The 21963-nt window shown below is 68.3% G+C and carries 22 protein-coding genes and 1 tRNA gene; 10 read left to right on the top strand and 13 right to left on the bottom strand.

The features are described 5' to 3' along the window. Positions 1 to 4: 4 nt before the first annotated feature. Positions 5 to 433, bottom strand: coding sequence for a DUF4260 domain-containing protein (locus FU260_RS10445; RefSeq protein ID WP_147917004.1), 429 nt, complete (start codon positions 431 to 433; stop codon positions 5 to 7). Positions 434 to 633: 200 nt separating this feature from the next. Here FU260_RS10445 and FU260_RS10440 point away from each other — a divergent pair, with 200 nt between their 5' ends. Next, entirely contained in the window at positions 634 to 1986 is a 1353-nt protein-coding gene (locus FU260_RS10440; RefSeq protein ID WP_147917003.1) for an FAD-binding oxidoreductase, read from the top strand. Positions 1987 to 2122: 136 nt separating this feature from the next. Here the strand turns inward: FU260_RS10440 and FU260_RS10435 are convergent, their stop codons facing one another. Beyond that, entirely contained in the window at positions 2123 to 2560 is a 438-nt protein-coding gene (locus FU260_RS10435; RefSeq protein ID WP_147917002.1) for a DUF2000 family protein, read from the bottom strand. A gap of 48 nt (positions 2561 to 2608) precedes the next feature. Here FU260_RS10435 and FU260_RS10430 point away from each other — a divergent pair, with 48 nt between their 5' ends. Beyond that, entirely contained in the window at positions 2609 to 3388 is a 780-nt protein-coding gene (locus FU260_RS10430; RefSeq protein WP_147917001.1) for an AraC family transcriptional regulator, read from the top strand. 75 nt (positions 3389 to 3463) lie between these two features. Here FU260_RS10430 and FU260_RS10425 read toward each other — a convergent pair whose 3' ends face one another. Together FU260_RS10425 and FU260_RS10420 are read right to left on the bottom strand one after the other, a co-directional pair. Further along, positions 3464 to 4687, bottom strand: coding sequence for a winged helix DNA-binding domain-containing protein (locus FU260_RS10425; RefSeq protein WP_147917000.1), 1224 nt, complete (start codon positions 4685 to 4687; stop codon positions 3464 to 3466). After that, a complete protein-coding gene (locus tag FU260_RS10420; protein ID WP_147916999.1) occupies positions 4674 to 5651 on the bottom strand; it encodes a helix-turn-helix transcriptional regulator in 978 nt (325 codons plus the stop codon). Before FU260_RS10420 ends, FU260_RS10425 begins: the two co-directional genes overlap by 14 nt. A gap of 97 nt (positions 5652 to 5748) precedes the next feature. Between FU260_RS10420 and FU260_RS10415 the strand changes: the two genes are divergently transcribed. Further along, positions 5749 to 6768: an ABC transporter ATP-binding protein gene (locus FU260_RS10415; protein ID WP_147916998.1), complete on the top strand. Its 1020-nt coding sequence runs from the start codon at positions 5749 to 5751 to the stop codon at positions 6766 to 6768. A gap of 53 nt (positions 6769 to 6821) precedes the next feature. Continuing rightward, a complete protein-coding gene (locus FU260_RS10410; protein WP_342355254.1) occupies positions 6822 to 7547 on the top strand; it encodes an ABC transporter permease in 726 nt (241 codons plus the stop codon). A gap of 288 nt (positions 7548 to 7835) precedes the next feature. Here FU260_RS10410 and FU260_RS10405 read toward each other — a convergent pair whose 3' ends face one another. Together FU260_RS10405 and FU260_RS10400 are read right to left on the bottom strand one after the other, a co-directional pair. Then, on the bottom strand, positions 7836 to 8918 hold the full coding sequence (locus FU260_RS10405) for an IS110 family RNA-guided transposase (protein ID WP_147915652.1): 1083 nt from the start codon (positions 8916 to 8918) through the stop codon (positions 7836 to 7838). A gap of 225 nt (positions 8919 to 9143) precedes the next feature. Next, positions 9144 to 9217 (bottom strand) — tRNA-Val (locus FU260_RS10400). Between the two features lie 126 nt (positions 9218 to 9343). On the opposite strand from FU260_RS10400, the gene FU260_RS10395 reads away from it, so the two are divergent. The 3 genes from FU260_RS10395 (at position 9344) to FU260_RS10385 (ending at position 11694) form a co-directional block, all read left to right on the top strand. Beyond that, complete coding sequence (locus FU260_RS10395) at positions 9344 to 9787, top strand: Rrf2 family transcriptional regulator (protein WP_210418240.1); 444 nt, start codon at positions 9344 to 9346, stop codon at positions 9785 to 9787. A gap of 116 nt (positions 9788 to 9903) precedes the next feature. Next, positions 9904 to 11319 carry an MFS transporter gene (locus FU260_RS10390; protein ID WP_147916995.1) on the top strand — a complete coding sequence of 472 codons (1416 nt, stop codon included), beginning with the start codon at positions 9904 to 9906 and terminating at the stop codon, positions 11317 to 11319. A 9-nt stretch (positions 11320 to 11328) separates the two neighbouring features. Continuing rightward, a complete protein-coding gene (locus FU260_RS10385) occupies positions 11329 to 11694 on the top strand; it encodes an RNA-binding S4 domain-containing protein (RefSeq protein WP_147916994.1) in 366 nt (121 codons plus the stop codon). Positions 11695 to 11729: 35 nt separating this feature from the next. On the opposite strand, the gene FU260_RS10380 is transcribed toward FU260_RS10385, so the two are convergent. After that, entirely contained in the window at positions 11730 to 12773 is a 1044-nt protein-coding gene (locus tag FU260_RS10380) for an NAD(P)H-dependent flavin oxidoreductase (RefSeq protein ID WP_147916993.1), read from the bottom strand. A 64-nt stretch (positions 12774 to 12837) separates the two neighbouring features. Here FU260_RS10380 and FU260_RS10375 point away from each other — a divergent pair, with 64 nt between their 5' ends. After that, positions 12838 to 13710: an SDR family NAD(P)-dependent oxidoreductase gene (locus FU260_RS10375; RefSeq protein WP_222847969.1), complete on the top strand. Its 873-nt coding sequence runs from the start codon at positions 12838 to 12840 to the stop codon at positions 13708 to 13710. Between the two features lie 36 nt (positions 13711 to 13746). On the opposite strand, the gene FU260_RS10370 is transcribed toward FU260_RS10375, so the two are convergent. The 5 genes from FU260_RS10370 to FU260_RS10355 all read right to left on the bottom strand — a co-directional run bounded on the left by FU260_RS10370 (position 13747) and on the right by FU260_RS10355 (position 16731). Further along, positions 13747 to 14406 (bottom strand): TetR/AcrR family transcriptional regulator, encoded by a 660-nt coding sequence (locus tag FU260_RS10370; RefSeq protein ID WP_168211732.1) that lies wholly within the window; start codon positions 14404 to 14406, stop codon positions 13747 to 13749. Further along, positions 14381 to 14827 carry a PNPOx family protein gene (locus FU260_RS23580; RefSeq protein WP_168211731.1) on the bottom strand — a complete coding sequence of 149 codons (447 nt, stop codon included), beginning with the start codon at positions 14825 to 14827 and terminating at the stop codon, positions 14381 to 14383. Before FU260_RS23580 ends, FU260_RS10370 begins: the two co-directional genes overlap by 26 nt. A 142-nt stretch (positions 14828 to 14969) precedes the next feature. Further along, positions 14970 to 15752 (bottom strand): glycerophosphodiester phosphodiesterase family protein, encoded by a 783-nt coding sequence (locus FU260_RS10365; RefSeq protein WP_147916991.1) that lies wholly within the window; start codon positions 15750 to 15752, stop codon positions 14970 to 14972. Continuing rightward, positions 15749 to 16255, bottom strand: coding sequence for a redoxin domain-containing protein (locus tag FU260_RS10360; protein ID WP_147916990.1), 507 nt, complete (start codon positions 16253 to 16255; stop codon positions 15749 to 15751). The genes FU260_RS10365 and FU260_RS10360 overlap by 4 nt, the downstream gene beginning before the upstream one ends. A 44-nt stretch (positions 16256 to 16299) precedes the next feature. Then, positions 16300 to 16731: a DUF3052 domain-containing protein gene (locus FU260_RS10355; protein WP_235912192.1), complete on the bottom strand. Its 432-nt coding sequence runs from the start codon at positions 16729 to 16731 to the stop codon at positions 16300 to 16302. A 300-nt stretch (positions 16732 to 17031) separates the two neighbouring features. Here FU260_RS10355 and aceE point away from each other — a divergent pair, with 300 nt between their 5' ends. Further along, positions 17032 to 19779, top strand: a complete 2748-nt coding sequence (aceE, locus tag FU260_RS10350) for a pyruvate dehydrogenase (acetyl-transferring), homodimeric type (RefSeq protein WP_147916988.1) — start codon at positions 17032 to 17034, stop codon at positions 19777 to 19779. Between the two features lie 108 nt (positions 19780 to 19887). On the opposite strand, the gene FU260_RS10345 is transcribed toward aceE, so the two are convergent. Then, positions 19888 to 20226 (bottom strand): hypothetical protein, encoded by a 339-nt coding sequence (locus tag FU260_RS10345; RefSeq protein WP_147916987.1) that lies wholly within the window; start codon positions 20224 to 20226, stop codon positions 19888 to 19890. A 495-nt stretch (positions 20227 to 20721) separates the two neighbouring features. On the opposite strand from FU260_RS10345, the gene FU260_RS10340 reads away from it, so the two are divergent. Further along, a complete protein-coding gene (locus FU260_RS10340) occupies positions 20722 to 21900 on the top strand; it encodes a PucR family transcriptional regulator (RefSeq protein ID WP_147916986.1) in 1179 nt (392 codons plus the stop codon). The last annotated feature ends 63 nt before the right edge of the window (positions 21901 to 21963 follow it).

Raw genomic sequence — 21963 nt, 5'->3', positions numbered from 1 at the left:
GGCCTCACCTGCCCGGAGCGTCGCTCTCGGAACGTTGGTCCCCGCTCTCTCGATCCTTGCCGACCCATCCGAGGTGGGTGTGCCCGAAGGCGTCGGGCAGCTTCAAGCCGTAGCCGAGGGCGCGGTCGACGCCGACATGGAATGCCCATGCGCAGGCAAGCAGTCCCGCCACCGTCGAGACGCCCGGGAATGAGGACTGCGTCACGAACGCGGTCAGCCCGATCAGGGCCGGGAACCCGTAGTTGTGGATCAGGTTGTATGACGTCGCCCCTACAGCGGTAGACCGCACGTATCCCAGCATCGAGAGGTCGAACAGCACGAAGGCAGCAAAGATGACCCACCACCATCCGGAATACACGACCACTACTGCACCGAGAGCGAGCAGGGCGATCGCTCCGGCCTCGAACCGCTGAATGATGTGGGCCTGTCTCATGCCATCTCCGACCATCGTGGCGACATCACCTCGCGCCTGACAGTGGAGGCCAGCCGTCCGCAGGGCATTCTACGCCTGGGTAGTGACGCTCGACATGGCCCGAGACGTGCGCCGTCCGAAGCTAGGGCAACGCGACACGTGGTGCGACTTCCGGCTATCTGTACCCTGGCAGCCACGATTCACGATGAGGGGATGGGCCGATGGGGACCACTGAGGGGGAACGGATCGCTGCTGCGCTGGGGGCGTTGAGCAGGACGATCGATCCGGCACGGATAGTGACCGGCTGCGCAGAGCTTGTTGCCGCGGCAGCAGTGTGGAGCGGTGCCATTGACCACCGGCCGAGGATGGTCGTGCGGTGCAGGTCGACTGCGGAGGTCCAGCAGGCGCTCCGCACGGCTCGAGAGTGCGGCCTGCCCGTGTCGGTCCGCTCTGGCGGACATGACTGGACCGGTCGCGCGATCCGCCCAGGCGCCCTGGTGATCGACCTCCGGGAGATGCGCGAGGTCTCGATCCGGGACGGCATCGCCACAGTGGCAGGCGGAGCCACCGCCGACGACGTGGCCGCGGCGGCCGATGGCGAGGGGTTGGCTCTGGCGACCGGCACGGTCGGGGCGGTCGGGATCGTCGGACTGACCCTGGCCGGCGGATACGGCCCGCTGTGCGGCCGGCTCGGCCTGGCCGCGGACAACCTGGTGGCTGCGGAAGTGGTGCTCGCCGACGGTCAGGTGGTTCGCGCCGGCCAGCACGGTGATGCCGATCTCCTCTGGGCACTGCGTGGTGGCGGCGGGAACTTTGGTGTGGTCACTTCGATCGAGGTGGCGCTGCACCCGCTGCCAGAGGTGCTGGTGGGCTCGTTTCGGTTCTCGCTCGAGGAGGCGGACCAGGTCCTGGCGGGATACGCCGAGCTGGTCAGTAGGGCCCCTGACGATCTCACCGTGCTGCTCGCGATCGTGCCCGGTGCGGACGGCACCCCGGTGATCGTGGTCTCGCCCACCTGGTCGGGAGCTATTCCGGACGGCCCGGCAGCGATGGACGAGGTCGCAGCACTGGGAACGCCGCTGGCCACCACAGTCGCAGCGATGTCGCCACTGACCAGGTTGCGACAGCTCGACGGTGCCTTTCCGAACGGTCCCCACTATGAAATTCGGACCCGCAACCTCGCACAACTCACCCCAGCGTCAGCGGCGTCCCTGCTCGAGGCCTACAGCGCCCGGGTGCACACCACCTCGTTCCTGAACGTCCAGCACTTCCACGGGCGCGCGACTCAGCTGGACGTCCGGGACACGGCCTTCGGTCGGCGCGAGGATCACCTGATGGTGGAGATGATCGAGCGCGGGGAACCTCTCTCGGGCTGGACCAGGAACACCAGCGCGACGCTCGCACCGCACGCCTTGCCCGGCGGCTATCCGAACTTCCTCGGGCCCGACGACCAGGAACAGGCCCAGGCGGCCTACGGACCGAACGCCGCCCGGCTGATGGAGATCAAGGACCGTTTCGACCCGGAGCGGGTTATTCACGCGACCCCTCTTCCGGTCCACGACGGTGGGCGGTGATCGCTGTGCCGGCCCCGCCCTGACCACGCCGTCCAGTGGGTGTACCGGCGGTCAGTCGGCGCGGTCGCAGGCTTCCTGCCGACCGCCAGACGTCACGTCATCCTGAGAAAGTGGCCCGAGGGCCGATACTCCTCCTCTAGTGGTGCATGGTCACGCCTTTGGTCATCCGGTCGACGACGTTGCGCGGACCGCGCAGCGCTAGCCCGACGAGATCGAGCTCATCCGCGGGCACGGCGGCCACCGCCGCACGGTTGGCCGCATCGTGCCCCGTGGCGAAGAGGTCGTGCGTGTAGAGGGCGATCGAGAGGTCGCGCTCGACCGCCTTCCGGCGCACTTCGGCAAGCTTGTTTGCCTCTGCAGTGAACACCAGGATGGGCTGTCGCAGCATCGAGAGGTACTCGTTGTCGTCGCCGTCGAGGTAGGGCTCGCCTACCAGGTCAGGCGCACTCGTCGCAATCCCGCTCATCAGGAACGCGGTGACGTTCAGCTCCTGCCACGACAGGAGGTCATCGCGGAGAAGAACTGCAACCTTCGTATCGAATCGAACAGGGGAAGCAGCGGCATCGATATCCATATCACCAGTTTCGGACCGGCGCCCGGGCGCGTCTTGTACGTTTCTCACGTGGGCGACATCGTGAATGCGTGGCATCCGGATGTGCCACTCGTCCAAGAGGTCTTGCATGCCACGTTCCGACGGCACTCCTATCCAACGCACACGCACGATTCCTGGACCGTGCTCCTGATCGACGAGGGAGCAGTCGCCTATCGCCTCGACGGTGCCGAACGGCACGCGGAACCGTCCCAACTCACGCTCCTGCCCCCCGGTGTGCCCCACGACGGCCAATCGGCCACGCCAGGACACCCCTTTCGCAAGCGGGTCATTTACCTCGATCCGTTTTGGCTACCACCTCGCAGTGTCGACGCTGCCGCCAAATCGCCGTGGCTGTGCGACGACGGTGCGGTGCAAGTGGCTCGATACATACATGGCGCGCTGTCGTCGCGGACCGACACGCTCAGCGCCGAATACGGCATCCACAAGCTGCAGGAAGTTGCCCAGGCACAGTTCGAGCACACTTCTGTCACCACCAGGGACATCCCTCTCGCACGTCGACTTCGAGAACTTCTCGACGACCGTCTGACCGAACGGTTCACGATCGCGGAGGCCGCGCGCACGCTCCGCAGTCATCCGAACCACCTTGTCCGAGCGTTCTCCGACGCATACGGGATCCCACCACACCGCTACGTGATCGGCAGGCGCGTCGACGCGGCGCGACGCCTCCTGCTCACAGGGATGAGCCCGGCCAACGCTGCTGCGGCCGCTGGCTTCTATGACCAAGCCCATTTGACCCGCCACTTCCGCAAACTTCTCGGTGTGACGCCCGTCGATTTCCTGCTCCCCTGACTGGTGTGCGGTGACTCTGAGGAGGCTGGATGGCGAGTCGGAGTCCAGTGTTCCGTGCTTGGCGGACCACCCACCTCACCATTCCGGCAGCTTGATTCCGGGCTGCATCGCTGGTGACGGGTACACGGTGAAGACTCGTTGACCGTCCAACGATTCGGTGAGCCGTCGAGCCTCGGCGCGCAGCGCGTCACGAGCCAGCGGAGCAATCTCTTCCAGGAATCTGAGTTGCACGACTCCTTTGGCGTCCTGTACCCAGACGCCGACCACCTGCCCATCGGCCCAGGCAGTGGTGCCGGCGTTGCCGGCGCTGTCGAACAGCTGGGATCCGTGCGGCCCGAGGAAGAAGTCTCGCCCTTTCCAGCCCATGATGGTGGGGTCGAGAAGCGGCAACAACGCGACCCAGGGCTCGGGATCATTGACGGGATCGAGGTCGTCTGGCCGCAGCCAGCCGATCGAGCCGTCGTCCAGAGTCACCTTCTCTGCGCCGAGGTCCTGAAGGGTCGCGCGCACCGTCGCTTTGGTGCTGCCGAGCCACCATGTGATGTCCTCGACCGTGCCAGGACCGTACGACCACAGCCACCGGTTCACCAGCTCGGCGTAGCCTTCTCGTGATTCGAGTGCCTTCGGAACGTCACCACCCCACCATGCTTCAGTGGTCGTCCACAGCGGTCGGCTTGTGTACCACGCCCCGGCATTGCCAGCCCGGGCGACGACGCCGTCCATGCTGAGTTGGGCGAGCAGTCTCGGTGCAATGGCGACTTTGCCGCCCCAAGCCTTGTCCGGGGACTGCACGATGAACCCGCCGACTTCCGCCACCTCCTCGCGCAGTTGCCTGGACGATCGCGGCACCCCGTCGGCAAGGTGATCCAAGACGGCGCGCTCCGCACCTTGAAGCCAGCCGGCGCCTTCCCCTTCTGGCACGGCGCCCCAGCGTTCGAGGTCTCGGACGAGTCGCCGCCGCGAGACGGCAGCGACTCGCGCGGCGGCGCTGCCCCACACCGCGGGGACGAGTTCGCGGGGGAACACGAAGATCGTCTCGCGCATGGACTGCTGTCGCACCAGTGAACGGGTCTCGTAGAGCGCCCGCTCCACGTCATCGATGCTCAACGTGTCGCTGCGCGCCCAGCAGGACAGATGCACGCTCGGCGGGTCGGTCGCGTGCAGGCAGACGACCGACCGGGCCGCATCGTCGGGAGTAAGAACTCTCGATGATCTGGCGAGAGCGTGCCTGACGCCGATTCGAGCGCGACGCTCCCGGTCCGTCACCGGCCGGACGGTCGGCGTGTCAGCCTTGGGCATCTGCGGGTCCTTCGTTCGTGGCGGCGATCAGGCGTTCGCCCCAGCCACGCATGTACTTGATCGCCTCCGGTGGCCCGTGGACGAGGAAGCGAGCATCGGTCGCTGCGAGGCAGAACGCTGCCCAATCGAGTGAGTCGGAGGGGATGAACACCTCGCATGAGGTGTCATCGATCGACTCGACGGTCCCGTACTGCCCGACCTCCTCCTTGACTCGTTCGGCCGGTGCCCGGACCGTGGCGCGGACGGGATACCTCGCCGGCATCGACCTGATCTGGCTGCGGACAAACTCGACGGGATCGGAACCGGGAAATCGGCGTGGAACGAACCGCTGTCCGCTCCGAATCGGGTTGTCGATCCGGTCGATCCGGAAGGTGCGCCAGTCGCCTCGGTCAAGATCCCACGCCACGAGGTAGAGGCGGTCGTCCACACTCACGGTTCGGTGCGGGTGGACGCTTCGCTCCGAGACCTGACCGTCTCGTGCCCGGTAGGTGAATCTCAGCGCTTCATGGTCACGGCAGGCGAGAGCCACGGTCGTCAAGGCCACGACATCGGTGATCCCGGCCCGCCGAGGTGCTGCCCGCGGGATCGCAACATTCCGGAGGCTGTCGATACGGCGGCGGATGCGTACCGGAAGCACTTGGACGATCTTGGCCATCGCGCTGACCGCGGCATCCCCCGAGGTGGTGTGAATGCCCGCGACGGTCTCTTTGAGACCCAAGACAACCGCAGCAGCCTCGTCCTCAGTGAGCACCAGCGGCGGGAGCGACGCACCCGGGCTGAGCTGGTACCCGCCGCCGGTCCCGCGTGTCGTGGTGATCGGGTAGCCGAGTTCTTGGAGCCCGTCGACGTCGCGGCGGAGCGTGCGCTGGCTGACCCCGAGGCGGCGTGCGAGCTCGTCGCCCGGCCAATGGCGTCGTGCCTGGAGCAGGCCGAGGAGTTCGAGCGCTCGGGTGCCGGTGGACATGTGAGCAAGGCTATCTCCACTTGTGGCCGTATACCGACCACAACGACCGTGAGGTTGGTGCATGTCATCACCGGAAGGAACGGAGCACAGCCAGCACATGATCACGACGACATCCCTTTCGCGGAGCTTCCGCGCACCCGACGGCGACCACGTCCTCGCCGTCCAGAGCATCGACTTCTCCGTCGCGCAGGGAGAGACGGTGGCCGTTCTCGGCCCCAACGGCGCTGGCAAGAGCACGCTCATGCGGATGCTCTCCACCCTCCTGCCTCCCACGAGCGGTACCGCAGAAGTCGCCGGCTTGGATGTGATCACGCAACGTTCGCAGGTGCGCGAGCGCATCGGCTACGTCGGCCAGGGCAACGGCGCAGGACACACCCAACGCGTGATCGACGAGGTCATCACACAGGGCCGCATCTACGGCCTCGGCCGCGCGGCGGCCCGAGCACGAGCCGCCGAACTGCTGTCGATCCTGAGCCTGGAGCAACTGCAGAAGCGCAAGAGCCAGGAGATGAGCGGTGGTCAGCGGCGCCGTCTCGACCTCGCGATCGGGCTGGTGAATCTCCCGCCCCTGCTCTTCCTGGACGAGCCTACAACCGGGCTCGATCCCCAGAACCGGAGCAATCTCTGGGATCACGTCGCCCGAACCCGGCAGCGGACCGGCATGACGATCGTGTTCACCACCCACTACCTGGAGGAAGCAGATCAGGCGGCAGATCGCATCGTCATCATCGACCACGGACGCATCATCGCGGACGGCACCCCGACACGGCTCAAGCAGAAACACGTCGGCGACCGCTTAACCCTCGACACGCTCGAGGCGACCACCGCCGAACAACTCCGCAGCCTGCTCGCGGCGACGGACGGGGTTCACACCGTCGCCACACAGGGCAGCACGGTCATCGCACAGGTGGGCAACGGGCGCGTGGCCCTCCCCGCCGCGATCGCCGCCGCGCAGAGCCACGGCATCACCGTGACAGCCGCGGATACGAAGCTCCCCACGCTCAACGACGTGTTCCTCGAACTGACCGGGCGGAGCCTGCGCGACGCCGGCGAGATCACCGCCGACGAGAACCAGATCAACGAACCGAACCAAGAACTCCAGGAGCCCTCGAAATGACCACGACCACAGCCCCACCACGCCGCAACCCGTTCACCGACACCCTCATCGTGATGGGCCGCGAACTGCGCCCAGTCGCCAGCGACCCGTTCTCCATCGTGGTCGGCATGATCCAGCCGCTCTTCTTCCTGCTGCTCTTCGGCCCGCTCGTCGCAGCCACCGCAGCGCCGAACCAGGAATCACCCTGGGCATGGTTCGTCCCCGGCATCCTCGTCATGACCTCGCTCTTCGGCACCGCAGCCACCGGCTCAAACCTCCAGTACGACATGCAGGGCGGCTCCCACGAACGCCTCCTGGTCACCCCGTTGACCCGATCCGCACTGTTCATCGGACGATCACTCAAAGCGTTCGTGCCGATCGTCATCCAGGCGGTGGTGATCGTTCTCGTCATGATCCCGTTCGGATTCAGGCCAAGCATTCCAGGCGGCGCCATCGGGCTCCTGCTCGTGGGCATCCTGGCAGTCGGCATCGGTTCACTCAGCTACGCCCTGGCAATCGCGGTGCGCAAGCAGGACTGGATGTTCTGGACGATCCAACAGACACTCCTCTTCCCGCTGATGATCCTCTCCGGCATGCTGCTTCCTCTCGATGACGGCCCCCCGTGGATTCGCGTCCTCTCACAGTTCAACCCCCTCACCCACGTCGTCAACGCCGAACGCGACCTTTTCGCCGGTCACCTCGCCACCTGGAATGTCGGCTCCGGATTTCTCGCAGCGATCGCCACGGCCATCCTCGGCTTCGTCCTCGGGCTCCGCGCCCTTCAATCCAGCACCAGCTGATATGTAGCCGTTTTTGTCAAGTGGCAGGGTGAGGCGCCCGTCCCCCGTTACTGGGGGCGGGCGCCTCTGCTTCGCCGGCCTGGGTAGGTGGTGAGCGTGTCGTTGGCGACGCGCGGTCAGACTGATATGCGCGGGTTGGTTACCGCAGGACGGGGTGTTCGGCAGGAGCGGTCCGCGTGTCTAGGGTCGAGCGTGGCCTGGCCCAGGGGCCCGGTTGCTCATAGCTGTGTCGCGGGTCGCTCCACGCGCTGCTCCCACCGCGTTGGTCGGCGAAGCGGTCTGTGGGGACTATTCCTCGAGTACTGCCAGGGACCAGCACCAGCCGGCCAGTTCTCGGGCGATGGCGACGTTGGCGACCACGTGGCGCTTGCGGCGTTCGCGGAAGGTGTTCCAGCGCTGGTGCAGGCGCCGGTTCCCGGCATCGCCACGGGCCCGGGCAGCCGGTGGGGCCAGTTCCCAGCGGTCCTGGATGGTCTTGCCGATCACGTAGCGGGCTCGGTGGTGCCAGGCGGCTTCGACCAGGAGCCGCCGCACGTGAGTGTTGCCGGTCTTGGTGATCGAGCCCTGGACCCGGGAGGCACCGGAGGAGTACTCCGAAGGGACAAGGCCGACGAACGAGCCGATGCTGTTTCCGGTGAAGCGGTGCCAGTCGCCAACCTCGACCGCCAGGGCCAGTCCGGTCAGGTCGCCGATCCCGCGCAGGCAGCCAAGGCGTCGCACGATCGGAGTGAATTCACTGTCCGCGGCCATCGCCGCGATCGCTTCATTGAGGCGGTCCCGGCGCGCCTGGACCGTCAACACAGCCTCGAAGTCAGACTCATAAGTCAACTGCAGTGCGTGCGACTCGAACCGCTGTCGGCGTAGCCACGCCTCATGCACGCCGGTCCAGGCCCGCCCATCGGAATAGACGAGCCCATGGCGCAGCAGCAGCTTGGAGAGCCGGTGGCGAGCCCGCATCAGATCACCACGGGCGTCCTCACGAGCACGGACCAGATCACGAGCATTTTCCTCGTCCACGGTCGGGACCCTCACGGCGGTGAACTCATCCAGCCGGAGCAACCGCGCCAGATGCACCGCGTCCCTGGCATCGGTCTTCACACGATCGCCACTGGGGCGCTGCAACTTCGACGGCGCCACCACCTCGCACCGGATCCCAGTCGCCATCAGATGCCGATACAACCCGAACCCTGTCGGGCCAGCCTCATAAGCGACCGCCGCCGGGCCAGGCAGGTCGTTCACCCAGGATCGGATCTCCTCATGCGAAGGCGTCAATCTAGTTCGGAAGAACTCGCCCGTGACGCCATCGATCGCTGCAGCAACGACCGACCTTGCGTGCACGTCGAGCCCCACACTCGTACGCTCGGTAAACACCGGGGCCTCCCACAACTGTCGGATAGGCCGAGCAGGCGGCCCCTGCTCGGTAACCCACGAACATGTGTGAGAGAGGCCCCGGCCCGCAACCCCTCCACGCCGGACAGGTCACTACATACCGTCTAGACATGCACGCGAACGGAAGTGTCGGCGGACGACCTGGACCACAACGAAGCAACCCTGCCCACCGATCACGGGGGCAGGGTTGGAACGTCGACCACTGGGTGGGCCCAGAGGGACTCGAACCCCCGACATCCGCGGTGTAAACGCGACGCTCTAACCAACTGAGCTATAGGCCCTGGCGGAGGCTCATGCTACCAACCCGGCGGGCCAGGAGGAGCACGACGTCGCCGGCCGACCATAACTGTAACCGTGTTAGTTTTAGATCGTCCGATGCGCAAAGGATCAGGAGAGTACCGATGGCCGTGAGCACACGAACGGCAACGGCTGCGCACGCGATGACCTTCTTGGCTTACTGGACCGACGACGGCGTGCAGTCCTCAGCCACGATCGCCGACAGCCTGGAGAGCAACCCCGTGCTGGTCCGCCGGGTCCTCGGCGCCTTGCGAGACGCCGGTCTTGTCTACGCCCTCGAGGGCAGTGGTGGTGGCTGGCAGCTGACGAAACCCGCCGAGGAGATCTCACTTCTCGACGCCTATGCGGCTGTCGAGGACAGCCGTGCGCTGCTGCCGACCCATGCACATACGCCCAACCAGGGCTGCGTGATCGGCCGCCACGCCCAGTCCGTGCTCGAGGCCGAATTCACTGCTGCGCAGAGGGCGTTGGACGAGCGCCTCGCGCAGACCTCGATCGCCGAGATCCTCGATCGGATCCTCGGCCACGAGCACACCGGAGCCTCCTCCCGTTGAACTGGCCCGTAGCACTGGGCTCACACCCGTGACCACAACTGTAACCATTTCAGTTTCATTATCTGAACGGAGGCACGATGACCCTCGCCTGCCCATCCCCACGGCACTCACTCGACATGGCTTCGCCACCCACCCTCCGCCGTCTGCTCCTAGTCCTCGTCCCCGCGATGATGGTGGTCCCGGTCTCCAGCGACATGGTCTCGCTGGTCCTGCCGGGTATCACCGCTGAGTTCCGAGCATCGACGGCGGACGTCGCCTGGGTGGTCACCGGGTTCCTGTTGGCCTGTGGGATCGGCATCCCGCTCTATGGCCGGATGGCTGACGGTTTCAGCCTGCGCCGCCTGTTCGTCATTGCCCTAGCGGTGTACGCGGCCGGGAGCCTGATCAGTGCGGTCGCGCCGGTGCTGCCGGTCCTCGTCGCGGGGAGAATCGTCGCCGGTGCCGGCGGTGCAGCCATCCCCGTGCTGACGATCGTCGCGGCCACCCGCCTTCTGCCACGCCGTCAGACCGCGCTCGGTGTCGGGTTCATCGCCGCTGCCGGCGGTCTGGGTGCGGCGCTCGGTCCGGCGGTCGGCGGTGGGCTCGGCCAGTGGCTCGGCTGGCGGTCCTTGTTCTGGCTGATGACCACCCTCGGGATCACCCTGATCCCTGCTGTGGCCCGGATACTCCCGGACTCACGGCCGACGGTGGCTCGGCGCCTTGATCTGGTGGGTGGCACCCTGCTCGGCGCGGGTGTCGGCCTTCTGCTCTTCGGCGTCACCCGTGCCGGAGGTGAACACGGGTTCTCGGCCCCGGCGTCGTGGGGCTGCCTGCTCCTGGGTGTGGTCGCACTCATCCTGGTCCCAGTGCGCGGTCGCACGATGACAGACCCGTTCATTCCGCCAGCCCTGTTCAGGTACCGCGGCTACCTCGCCGCTGTCGGAGTCATCTTCCTGGCCATGCTGGTCAACCTCACTGCCCTCGTTCTCGTCCCCCTCCTCGTCATCGACGTCAACGGACTCACCCCGGGCGAAGGCAGCCTCATCATGGTCCCGGGCGGCATCACGCTCGCCCTCACCTCCACCCTCGCCGGCCGACTCGCCGCCAACGGTGCCGGCCCCACCAGGCTGACCGTGTTCGGCCTCGGTCTCCTCACTGTCGCGATGCTGGTGATGTCCGCAGTCGCGGGACGTACGCCCGTCCTCGCTGCCCTAGCGGTCGCGATTCTCGGCGCCGGTTTCGCGTTCGTGGTCACCCTCAGCACTCATGCCATCAGCCAGGTGCTCCCGGCCCCGCTGGTCGGCAGCGGGATCGGCATCTTCCAGAGCGCCCAGTTCCTCGGCGCCGGGGTCGGACCCGCAGTCTTCGGTGTGCTGCTGTCCTGGCGTCAGACCGGCAGCAACGAGACCGTCAACCCGATGGCCACCACGGCGGCGCCCGCGTACTCCGACGTCTTCTTGCTCCTCGCACTGCTCAGCCTCATCGCAGTGGTTCCGGCCCTTCGGCTTCGGACCCGAGCCGCACCGGACACATCTGATGCCCGTGCCACGTAGGCTCCCACCATGGCCGACTCGGTACGCGTGGACAGCTGGTTGTGGGCGGTCCGCGTGTTCAAGACCCGCACCCAGGCACAGAACGCCTGCCGCGGCGGACACGTCAAGATCGACGGCGAGAGCGTCAAGCCCGCCACGCTGGTCGGGATCGGCACTCGCATCGTGGTCACCGCACCCGATCGCGAGCGCGACCTGCAGGTTCGTGAGCCGCTACGCAAACGGGTGAGCGCCCCGCGGGCGGCCCAGGCGATGATCGACCACACTCCCCCTCCCCCACCCAAGGTGGAACAGCCCGCTGTGCCACGGCGTGAGCGAGGTGCGGGGCGCCCGACCAAACGCGAACGGCGCGAGATCACCAAGCTGCGCGGCTACTGAGGCTGTACCGGCACCTGCCCTGCCGAACGGCTCAATCAGAGCCCGGCGCGCAGTTCGGCGAACACCTCCGCGGCATCGGCATACCGGGCCAGTCCGGCGCCCTGCCCCACCCAGAGCGACTGCAGCTCACCGATCCCCTCCCGGTTGGCCACCGCCCGGAACTGTCCGGTCAGCCAGTTCTGCGCCGGGAACGGTGCGACCTGCCCACCACTCTCCAGCACCTCGACCGCCCGGTTGCGCACGCCGCGGGAGAGTCTTCCGCTCATCGCCCGGGTGAGCACGGTGCCGGCTGCGCCCGCGTCTGCGATCGCCTGGCGGTGTGCATTGCTGGCCGCAGACTGGCGGGTACGCAGGAAGGCTGTCCCCACCAGCACCCCCTCGGCCCCGAGCGCCCGGGCAGCGGCCACTCCGCGGCGGTCCGCGATACCGCCCGCGGCCAGCACCGGCACGTCGACGGCGTCCACCACCTGGGGTACGAGAGCGAACGTGCCTACCAGGGACTCCTCCGCGGGGCGGAGGAAGGAGACGCGGTGCCCACCGGCCTCGAGGCCGGTGGCGATGATGGCATCCGCGCCGCCACGGGCGACGTGCACGGCCTCTTCGACCGTGGTGGCGGTGCCGAGCACCCGGATCCCTGCCTTCTGCAGCCGGTTCATCACCGCCGGCTCCGGGAGACCGAACACGAAGCTGACCACCGGTGGCCGTGCTTCGATCACTGCTGCGATCTGAGCACCGAAATCGGGCAGGAACGCGGCCGGCAGCTGCGGGCGAGGCACACCGACGGTGTCGAACAGCGGCTCGGCGGCGGCCAGGGCCGGGTCGAGGTCCACGTCCTCGGGCCGGACCTCATCCCCGGTCGGCACCCAGAGGTTGACCGCGAACGGCTCGGTCGTCGCCGCTCGCAGCGCACCGATGGTCTCGCTGATTCGCGCCGCGTCGTAGCCGTACAGCCCATAGGACCCCAGACCACCGAGCCGGCTCACCTGCGCGGTCAGCTCCACCGAGGACACGCCGCCGAAGGCGCCGAGCGCGATCGGGACCTGTACACCGAGAAGGTCGGTCAGTCGCTGCCTGGTCATCTGCACCCTCTTCTCCGCGATCGAACGCTGTGAGTCTCTCACGCAAATCGGACCTCACATCTCGGTGACCCGATGCGTCTACACCGTGGATGGCAGCCACCGCATCCGTGACCACATCCCCACCCGAATCGAGGAGACGATGGACCTGAACCTGACCGAGAAGACCGCCGTGGTGACCGGGGGCAATGGCGGAATCGGCCTGGCGATCGCCGAGGTGCTCGCCCAGGGGGGAGCCCGCGTCGTCGTGGGCGCACGGACACGCACCGTGGAGCTTGCTGACCTGCAACGTCGTCACGATGTGCGCTTCGTCGCCGTCGATCTGGCGGCACCGGGTGGAGCGGACCACCTCATCACCGAGGCTGCTGGCCCTGCGGGAGGGTTGGACATCGTGGTGAACAACGTCGGCGGGAGTGAGCCGGCTCCGTCCTCGATCGATTTCGACGACGGACAGTGGCAGCGCATCTTCGACGTCACCTTGTTCAGTGCGGTGCGCACCGTACGCGCCGCGGTTCCTCACCTGCGGGGGCGTCCCGGGGCAGCCATCGTCACGATCGGCTCGGTGAACGCCAAGGTTCCCTCCGGTCCGATCGCTCCATACTGCGCAGCCAAGGCTGCGCTGTCGAACGTGTCCAAGGCCTGGGCGGAGGAACTCGCACCGGAGGGCATCCGGGTCAACACCATCTCCCCCGGGCCGGTACGCACTCCGATGTGGACCGGCACCGGAGGCTTCGCGCATGGCATCGCCGCGCAGGCACAGACCACTGTGGCGGACGTGATGGATCGAGTGCTGCCCGCGCAGATGGCGATCAGCACCGGTCGCATCAGCGAACCCGAAGAGATCGCAGCCCTGGTTGCCTTCCTGGCCTCCGACCGGGCTGCGAACATCACCGGGTCCGACTACCTCGTTGACGGCGGGATGGTGAAGACCGTGGCCTGACGCGCATCCACGGCTCGCTGTCGATGCATACCGCGGCTACCGGTCGGGCACGCCGGTGAAGACCGTCGCGGCCAGATCGGTGAGCATGCCGAGGAACCGCTCTGCCGAGATCTGGTGCGGATGCTTGCCGCCGTAGACGTCGCGCAGGATCCAGTAATGGCTCACGGCAGCGAGCAGCACCGCGGCCAGCGCGTCCCAGTCGGTGTCCGGCCGTCCGTCCGGCTGGCCGGCGAGCCAGCGGGACAACCCCCGGAACACGGCCTCGACCTCCTGCTCCCGGACCTGCTCCAGCAGCTCCGGGAACTGGTCGAGATCGCGCACCAGCAGCCGGTTCAGGTCCCGCTCCTGCTCCAAGCGCGCTAACCCCGCGCGCCCTACTGCAAGCAGCCGCTCCCTCGGCGCTGCACCCACCTGCCCCAGGTCATCGAGGCGTTCCAGGAGCGCTCGACCCGCTCCTCCCTCCCGCCGCAACCCTTCGATGAGCAGGGCTTTCTTGGACGGGAAGTGCCGGTAGAGTCCACCGGCTCCTGCCGACAGTCCGGCCGCTCGTTCGATCTGCGCCACAGTGGTCGGGCCGTAACCGTGCCGTCCGAACAGCTCCATCGCGACCGCCAGGACCCGGTTCCGGGTGTCTCCGCGCGGTGCGGTTGCGCCGGAGTGACCAGAGCCCTCAGCGACCATCGTCGTTGCGCTCACCGGGGACGGCCAGCACGTAGTGCACCGTGGTGCGCCCCTTCCGGCGGTGCAGCCACGGCACGAGGTGGCGGTGCAGCACGGGGAACCGGGCGGAGAGCAGATCCCGCGCCCGCCGTTCCTCCTCGCCGTGCACCTGGTGCGCGCGACCATCGACCTCGCCGCCCGTGGGCGTCCCGGTCAAGCTGCTGGGGGCGAGGCGCACAGCGGAGAAGTTCCGCAGCCGCTTCGCTTTTCCGGCGGTACTCCAGGACCGGAAGTAGGCATGGTCACCGTCTCCGACAAGACTGACCGGGGCACCCACCCACGTCCCGTCTCGCTTGCGCGTCTGCAGCAGCACGGTGCCGCTGGCCACCAGCCGGCGAAGGTCGGGACTGGCCGCATCCGAGAGTGTGGCGATGGACCGCTGGGACCGTTTCGACATCGTGGGCCTCCCACGTCAGTAAGTGGTTACTTACTTCCGACTGTACGCCGAGGCCGTGCTGGTGCCAACCCCGTGGGACGGCGCAGTTCCCCGGACTTGTCCACACCTCAGCCGACCAGCACGACGGCGGTGCTGCCGGTGCTCAGCTCCACTCCCCCGGCGCGGGCCACACGCCGCGCTCGATCAGCACCTCGCGGAGGACATCGATGCGGTCGGCAACGATCCCGTCCACGCCGCGCTCGAAGAGCTCGTGCATCGTCGCGGCATCGTCGATGGTCCACACGTGCACCTGCTGGCCGCGGGCGTGCGCCCGAGCGATGAAGGAGTCGGTGACGATCCGCACGCGCCGACCCCGGACGGTGGTGTGGATCGGCACCTGGAAGGCCACCGCCCCGGCACGTGCGGCCAGCGGCAGCCGGCCGAACCGCAGGGCCGCGATCTCTCGCGGTGAGGCCGAGGTGGCCACTCCCGGCAGCAGCCGGCGGGCTCGCACCAACCGGCGATGGCTGAACGCTGCCAGCACCACTCGGCCCCCTGCCCCGGCCGCCCGCAGCGTGCGCACCGCCGGGTTCACCACGGCATCGGACTTCAGGTCGATGTTGAACCGCAGACCGTCGAACTCCTCAAGCAGATCGGCCAGCGTGGGGATCGACTCTCCGCCGCTGAGAGTGATCGCGCGCAGGTCCGCCGCGGTCAGGCCTTCCACGGACACGGCCCGGCCGGCCACCCGCTGCAGGTCCGCATCGTGCAGCACGAACGCCACTCCGTCGGCACTGGCCTGCACATCGGTCTCGATGTACCGGTAGCCCAGGTCCACGGCGTGCGCCACCGCCTGCAGCGAGTTCTCGATCCCGGCGTTCGCCGGCAGCCCGGCGCCGCCTCGGTGGGCGATCGCCAGCGGCCCGGCGGGCAGCTGGAGCCTCACGAAAGACTGCCCTCGCTACCGCCGCGGAGCAGCTCCTCGATCGCACCCTGATAGTCGCTCACCGGCCGAGCCAGTCCGCGACCCGTACTCCTCCGCCAGCGGACCACCCCGTCGGCGTCGATCAGCACGCTGACCCGGTCGGCCGCGCCGTCCAGCTCCGAGAACGCCCCGTAGGCGCGGGCCACCTGGCCGTGCGGCCAGAAGTCGGAGAGCACCTCGAAGCCGACCTGCTGCTCCTCGGCCCAGCGCCGCAGCGTCGGCACGGCATCACAGCTGATCATCAGCAGCTGCACATCCCGCTCTCGCCACCCGGGCCAGGCCCGGTGCAGGGCCGCGGCTTCGGCCGTGCACACCGGGGTGAACGCGAACGGGACGAACACCACCAGCACCGGCCCGCCACGTAGCCGGGCCAAGGACACGGGTGCGCCATGCACGTTCGGTGCGGTGAAGTCCGGGGCGAGGTCGCCTACGCCCGGCAGCGCTGCGCCGTCGGGCGTATCCATCGTCCGGGCGAACCCGCCCGGACCAGGCGAGGTGCCGGCGTCGTTCACCTACCCCGGCCGCGGGTGGTGAGCCGGAACCCGCTCCAGTGCTCGGCCGCGGAGATCGTGCTCGTGCTGTGCAGCCCGGCAGTACGAGCAGCCTCGTCCACCTCGGGTGCAGACACGTGCCCCGACCGCCCCGGCTTGGGGGTCAGCACCCAGATCAGACCGCCGTCCTCCAAGGTGGTGAGTGTGTCCATCAGCAGATCCGCCAGATCGTGCGCGTCACCGTCGTCCTCGCGCCACCAGACCAGTGCCGCGTCGGTGACGTCGTCATAGTCCTCGTCCACGAGCTCGGTGCCCGTAGCCTCCTCCAGGGCGCTACGCAGGTCGGAATCGACGTCGTCGTCGTAACCGAACTCCTGGATGACCTGCCCCTGCTTCACTCCGAAACGGACGCCTGCGCTGTCGCTCGCGGCGTTCGTGGTCCCTGCCACGTGTGTCCTCTCCTTCGTCCACTCCGCCCCAGCGGCGGAGGTGTGCTTCTCACCACACCGTACCGGGACCACCCGGGGCAACTGCACGGAATCGCATGCTCGCCCACCGAGATGCTGGCAACGCGCGCCAGTGCCCGCGATGTGAAACGGTGATGTCACGGATCTCACACCCCAAGAAGGTGACGCACCTGCGTCAAGGCACGACAATGGGAGCGTCACCATAGCCCCAGCCAGGAGACACCTCGGGCCAGGGCTGATGTCGCTGAGCGCCCCACCGGGCGCGGAGAGAAGAGTAGAGTCGTGACGTCACGCAACGAAGCCGGTCCTCTGATCAATGGGCTGCTCAGCCAGGTACCGGACATCGACCCGGACGAGACCAGCGAGTGGCTGGAGTCGCTGGATGGTCTGATCGACGACCGCGGCGGACCCCGCGCGCGCTACATCCTGCTGAACATGCTCAAGCGGGCGAGGGAGCGGCAGGTGGCCGTCCCCTCGGCGATGACCACGCCGTACGTGAACTCCATCGCCGTGGAGGACGAGCCCTACTTCCCCGGTGACGAGGCGGTCGAGCGCCGCTACCGCGCCTACCTGCGGTGGAACTCCGCCGTGATGGTCACCCGCGCGCAGCGCCCGGACATCGCCGTCGGCGGGCACATCTCCTCCTACGCCTCGGTGGCCACGCTGTACGAGGTCGGGCTGAACCACTTCTTCCGGGGCAAGGACCACCCGGGCGGCGGGGACCAGATCTACTTCCAGGGGCACGCCTCCCCCGGGATGTACGCCCGCGCCTACCTCGAGGGCCGGCTCAGCGAGGCCGATCTGGACGGATTCCGCCAGGAGCTCTCCCGCACCGCCGGCGGGCGCGGCCTGCCGAGCTACCCGCACCCGCACAACATGCCCGACTTCTGGGAGTTCCCCACGGTCTCGATGGGTCTGGGCCCGGCCTCGGCCATCTACCAGGCCTGGACGAACCGGTATATGCAGTCCCGGGGCATCAAGGACACCTCCCAGCAGCACGTCTGGGCGTTCCTCGGCGACGGTGAGATGGACGAGCCGGAGTCCCGCGGCATGCTGCAGCTGGCCGCTGGGCAGGGCCTGGACAACCTCACCTTCGTGGTGAACTGCAACCTGCAGCGCCTCGACGGGCCGGTGCGCGGCAACGGCAAGATCATCCAGGAGCTCGAGGGCTTCTTCCGCGGCGCCGGGTGGAACGTGATCAAGGTGGTCTGGGGCCGGGAGTGGGACGCACTGCTGGAGGCGGACAAGGACCGCGCCCTGGTGAACCTGATGAACCAGACCCTGGACGGGGACTACCAGACCTACCGGGCCGAGAACGGCGCGTTCATCCGGGAGCACTTCTTCGGTCGCGACCCGCGCACCAAGGCGATGGTGGAGAACCTCACCGACGACGAGATCTGGGCGCTGAAGCGCGGCGGGCACGACTACCGCAAGCTCTACGCGGCCTACTCCGCGGCGATGAACCACACCGGTCAGCCGACGGTGATCCTCGCGCACACGGTCAAGGGCTACGGCCTCGGCTCGGCGTTCGCCGGGCGGAACGCCACCCACCAGATGAAGAAGCTCAAGGAGAACGACCTCAAGCTGCTCCGGGACGAGCTGCGGCTGCCGATCCCCGACTCCGAGCTCGAGGACCCGTTCAACGCCCCGTACTATCACCCGGGCAAGGACGCACCCGAGATCGAGTACATGCTCGACCGGCGCCGTCAGCTCGGCGGGTTCCTGCCCGAGAGGCGCTCGAAGCACACCGAGGTCACCCTGCCGGCGGACAAGGCCTACGAGCGGCTCGCCAAGGGTTCCGGGACCCAGGAAGCTGCCACCACCATGGCACTGGTGCAGCTGTTCAAGGACCTGCTCAAGGACAAGGACTTCGGCAAGCGGATCGTGCCGATCATCCCGGACGAGGCCCGCACCTTCGGCCTGGACGCGATCTTCCCGAGCCTGAAGATCTTCAACACCACCGGTCAGCACTACCTGCCGGTGGACCGGGACCTGCTGCTGTCCTACAAGGAGTCCGAGTCCGGTGGGCTGATGCACACCGGCATCAACGAGGCCGGGTCCGCAGCGGCGTTCCAAGCGGTCGGCACCTCCTACGCCACCCACGGCGAGGTCATGGTTCCGTTCTACTTCTACTACTCGATGTTCGGGTTCCAGCGCACCGGTGACCAGTTCTGGGCCGCCGGCGACCAGCTCACCCGCGGGTTCCTCATCGGCGCCACCGCCGGTCGCACCACGCTCACCGGTGAGGGCCTGCAGCATGCGGACGGGCACTCCCCCGTGCTCGCCTCCACGAACACCGCGGTGGTGCACTACGACCCGGCGTACGGGTACGAGATCCGGCACATCGTCAAGGACGGTCTCCAGCGGATGTACGGCGAAGATGAGCGCGACCCGAACGTCATCTACTACCTCACCGTGTACAACGAGCCGATGCTGCAGCCGAGCGAGCCGGAGAACGTCGATGTCGAGGGGATCCTCAACGGCATCTACCAGCTCGAGGCTCCGGCCGACGGCGATGGTCCCGTGGTCCAGCTCCTCGCCTCGGGTGTGGCGGTGCCGTGGGCGCTCAAGGCCCGCGAGGTACTCGCCGAGGACTGGGGCGTACGCGCCGGGGTCTGGTCGGTGACCAGCTGGAACGAGCTGCGCCGGGACGGTCTGGCGGCAGACCGGGAGGCCTTCATCAACCCCGGTGGCGAGCAGCGCCAGGCCTACGTCACCTCGAAGCTGTCCGGTGCCGAAGGCCCGTTCATCGGCACCTCGGACTACGACTTCCAGGTGCCGGACCAGATCCGGGCCTGGGTACCGGGCGACTACCTGACGCTCGGGGCGGACGGCTTCGGCTTCTCCGACACCCGGCCCTCGGTGCGCCGGCACTTCCTCATCGACACCGAGTCGATCGTCACCCGTGCGCTGCAGGCCCTGGCCCAGCGCGGCGAGGTGGACGAGGCGGCGCCGGGCCAGGCGGTGGAGAAGTACCGGCTGCTGGATGTGAACGCCGGCACCACCGGCTCGGCCGGCGGAGACTCCTGACCGTTGCCGTAACCCGGCTGCCCTAGGCTGCCGACTGGTCAGAATCCGTTGCCCACACACACGATCTGGGCAACGGATTTTGGCAAGTCGCGGGCCGGCCGGCGCCGGCTAGTCTCCCGCGGGCGCCGTCTCGGCCGCCTGCACGAACGGCTCGAGCTCGGCCACCACCCGGGCCGTGCCGCGCTGCCGAGCGCCGAGCTCGGCCAGGTCGCGCAGGTGCCGGCGGGCCTCCGCAGGCCGGTCGGCATCCAGCGCCGCCTGGACGATCTCCCGGCCCGCTTCCGGGTCGTGGTCGGCCGGTGACCAGTGCCCCACGCCCAGGCCGAGAGCCTCGGCAGGCAGGTGGGCCTCCCGGAGCATCCGGACACCTTGGATCAGGGCGGCACCGCTGTGGTCCCGCTCGCACGCGGCACCCAACCGGCGCATCGCGCCCTCCCCGATCTTCATCCAGGGAGAGCCGAGCCATCTCGATCAGCGCGTACCAGCCGTGCGGCTTCCCGGCGAGCTCTTCGGCCAGGGCCCAGTGGGCGGTGTTCGCGGCGTCAGCTGAGCTGATCGGAGAGGCATCGGCTGCTAACGGGTCCGGTGCAGCGACCTCCGCGGCACGCCCGCGGACGATCTCGGCGAGCTCGTTGAACGCGGCCACGTCATTGGGGTCCTCGGCGAGCACGGCGCGCAGCCGATCCTCGCGGGCGGCGTCCGGTGGCGGTGGGGCACTGCTCTCTCGCCGCTGCGGCCCGCGCTCGGCGGGAGCAGCACGGAAGACCTTCCGGACCTGTTCGCGCCATCCCATAGCGTCAGGGTAACGCCAAGAGATTCCCATCTCCTGGTGAGCCGAGCCGGACCTCCACCCGGTCGGGGGCGGCAGCGGACCCGGTGATCCTCGCCACGCCGGCTCTTTGTGGGTTTCCCACAATCGTCAGCCCTCGTATCCTCGTGCTCATGACCACCTCCCCCGGCGATGCGGTGGCCACCGGCGAGATGGTCCGGCGGCTGCGCGGCGGCAGCGACCTGCTCACCGCGGCTGCACTGCGGCGGTTGGACAGCGAGCTCGGCTGGTACCGGGCGCTGCCCGCCGAGGATCGTTCCTGGATCGGACTGGTCGCCCAGTCCGGGATCGCCAGCTTCATCGCCTGGTACGAGAACCCAGGCCGCGGCGCCTACAACGCCAGCGAGATCTTCCGTGCCGCCCCGCCCGAGCTGACCCGATCGATCTCGCTGCAGCACACCCTGCAGCTGGTGCGGATCGTGGTGGAGGTGGTGGAGCAGCACACCGAGGAGCTGGCCGCCCCGGGGCAGCACTCGGCCCTGCGGGAGGCGGTCCTGCTCTACTCCCGGGAGGTGGCCTTCTCCGCTGCCGAGGTCTACGCCCGCGCCGCGGAGAGCCGGGGTGCGTGGGATGCCCGCCTGGAGGCGCTGGTGGTGGACTCCCTGCTGCGAGGCGACCCGGACGACTCACTGCACTCACGGGTGGCGGCGCTGGGCTGGGCCGGTCGCGGCAGCGCGCTGGTGATGGTGGGCACCGCAGACGATCCGCTCGACGAGGTGGGCGCAGCCGAGCTGCGCCGGGCCGCCCGCCGCGCCGCCCAGGACGCCCTGGTGGGTATCCAGGGCAACCGGCTGATCGTGGTGCTCGGCGGTGAGGGGAACCTGCGGGACCAGGCCGGAGCACTGCTGCCCCGGTTCGGCTCCGGCCCAGTGGTGATCGGCCCGGAGGTGCCCGAGCTCGCCGAGGCCGGCCGGTCCGCCCGGGCTGCACTCAGTGCCCTGCAGGCGGTACAGGCCTGGCCCACGGCCCCACGCCCGGTCCTCGCCGACGAGCTGCTCCCCGAGCGGGTGCTCACCGGGGACAATGACGCCCGGCGCACGCTCCTCACCGAGGTGTACCAGCCGCTGCAAAAAGTCGGCGGACCGCTGCTGACCACGCTGAGCACCTATCTGAACGAGGGCCGCTCGCTCGAGGCCACTGCCCGGCTGCTGTACGTGCACCCGAACACGGTGCGCTACCGGCTTCGCCGCATTGCCACCGTGACCGGCTGGGACCCGGTCGATGCGCGGGAGGGGTTCGTGCTGCAGATCGCGATCGCCGTCGGGCAGCTCGCCGGTGGGGTGGCTTTGTAGGATTCAGACAAACGGCCTTCGGCAACCTGGTGCGATCCGTCGTGCCCGATCGCAGGTCGCACG

The sequence above is a fragment of the Ruania zhangjianzhongii genome, from assembly GCF_008000995.1.
Lineage (GTDB): Bacteria > Actinomycetota > Actinomycetes > Actinomycetales > Beutenbergiaceae > Ruania > Ruania zhangjianzhongii.
This window is presented reverse-complemented; position numbering and strand designations above follow the sequence as displayed.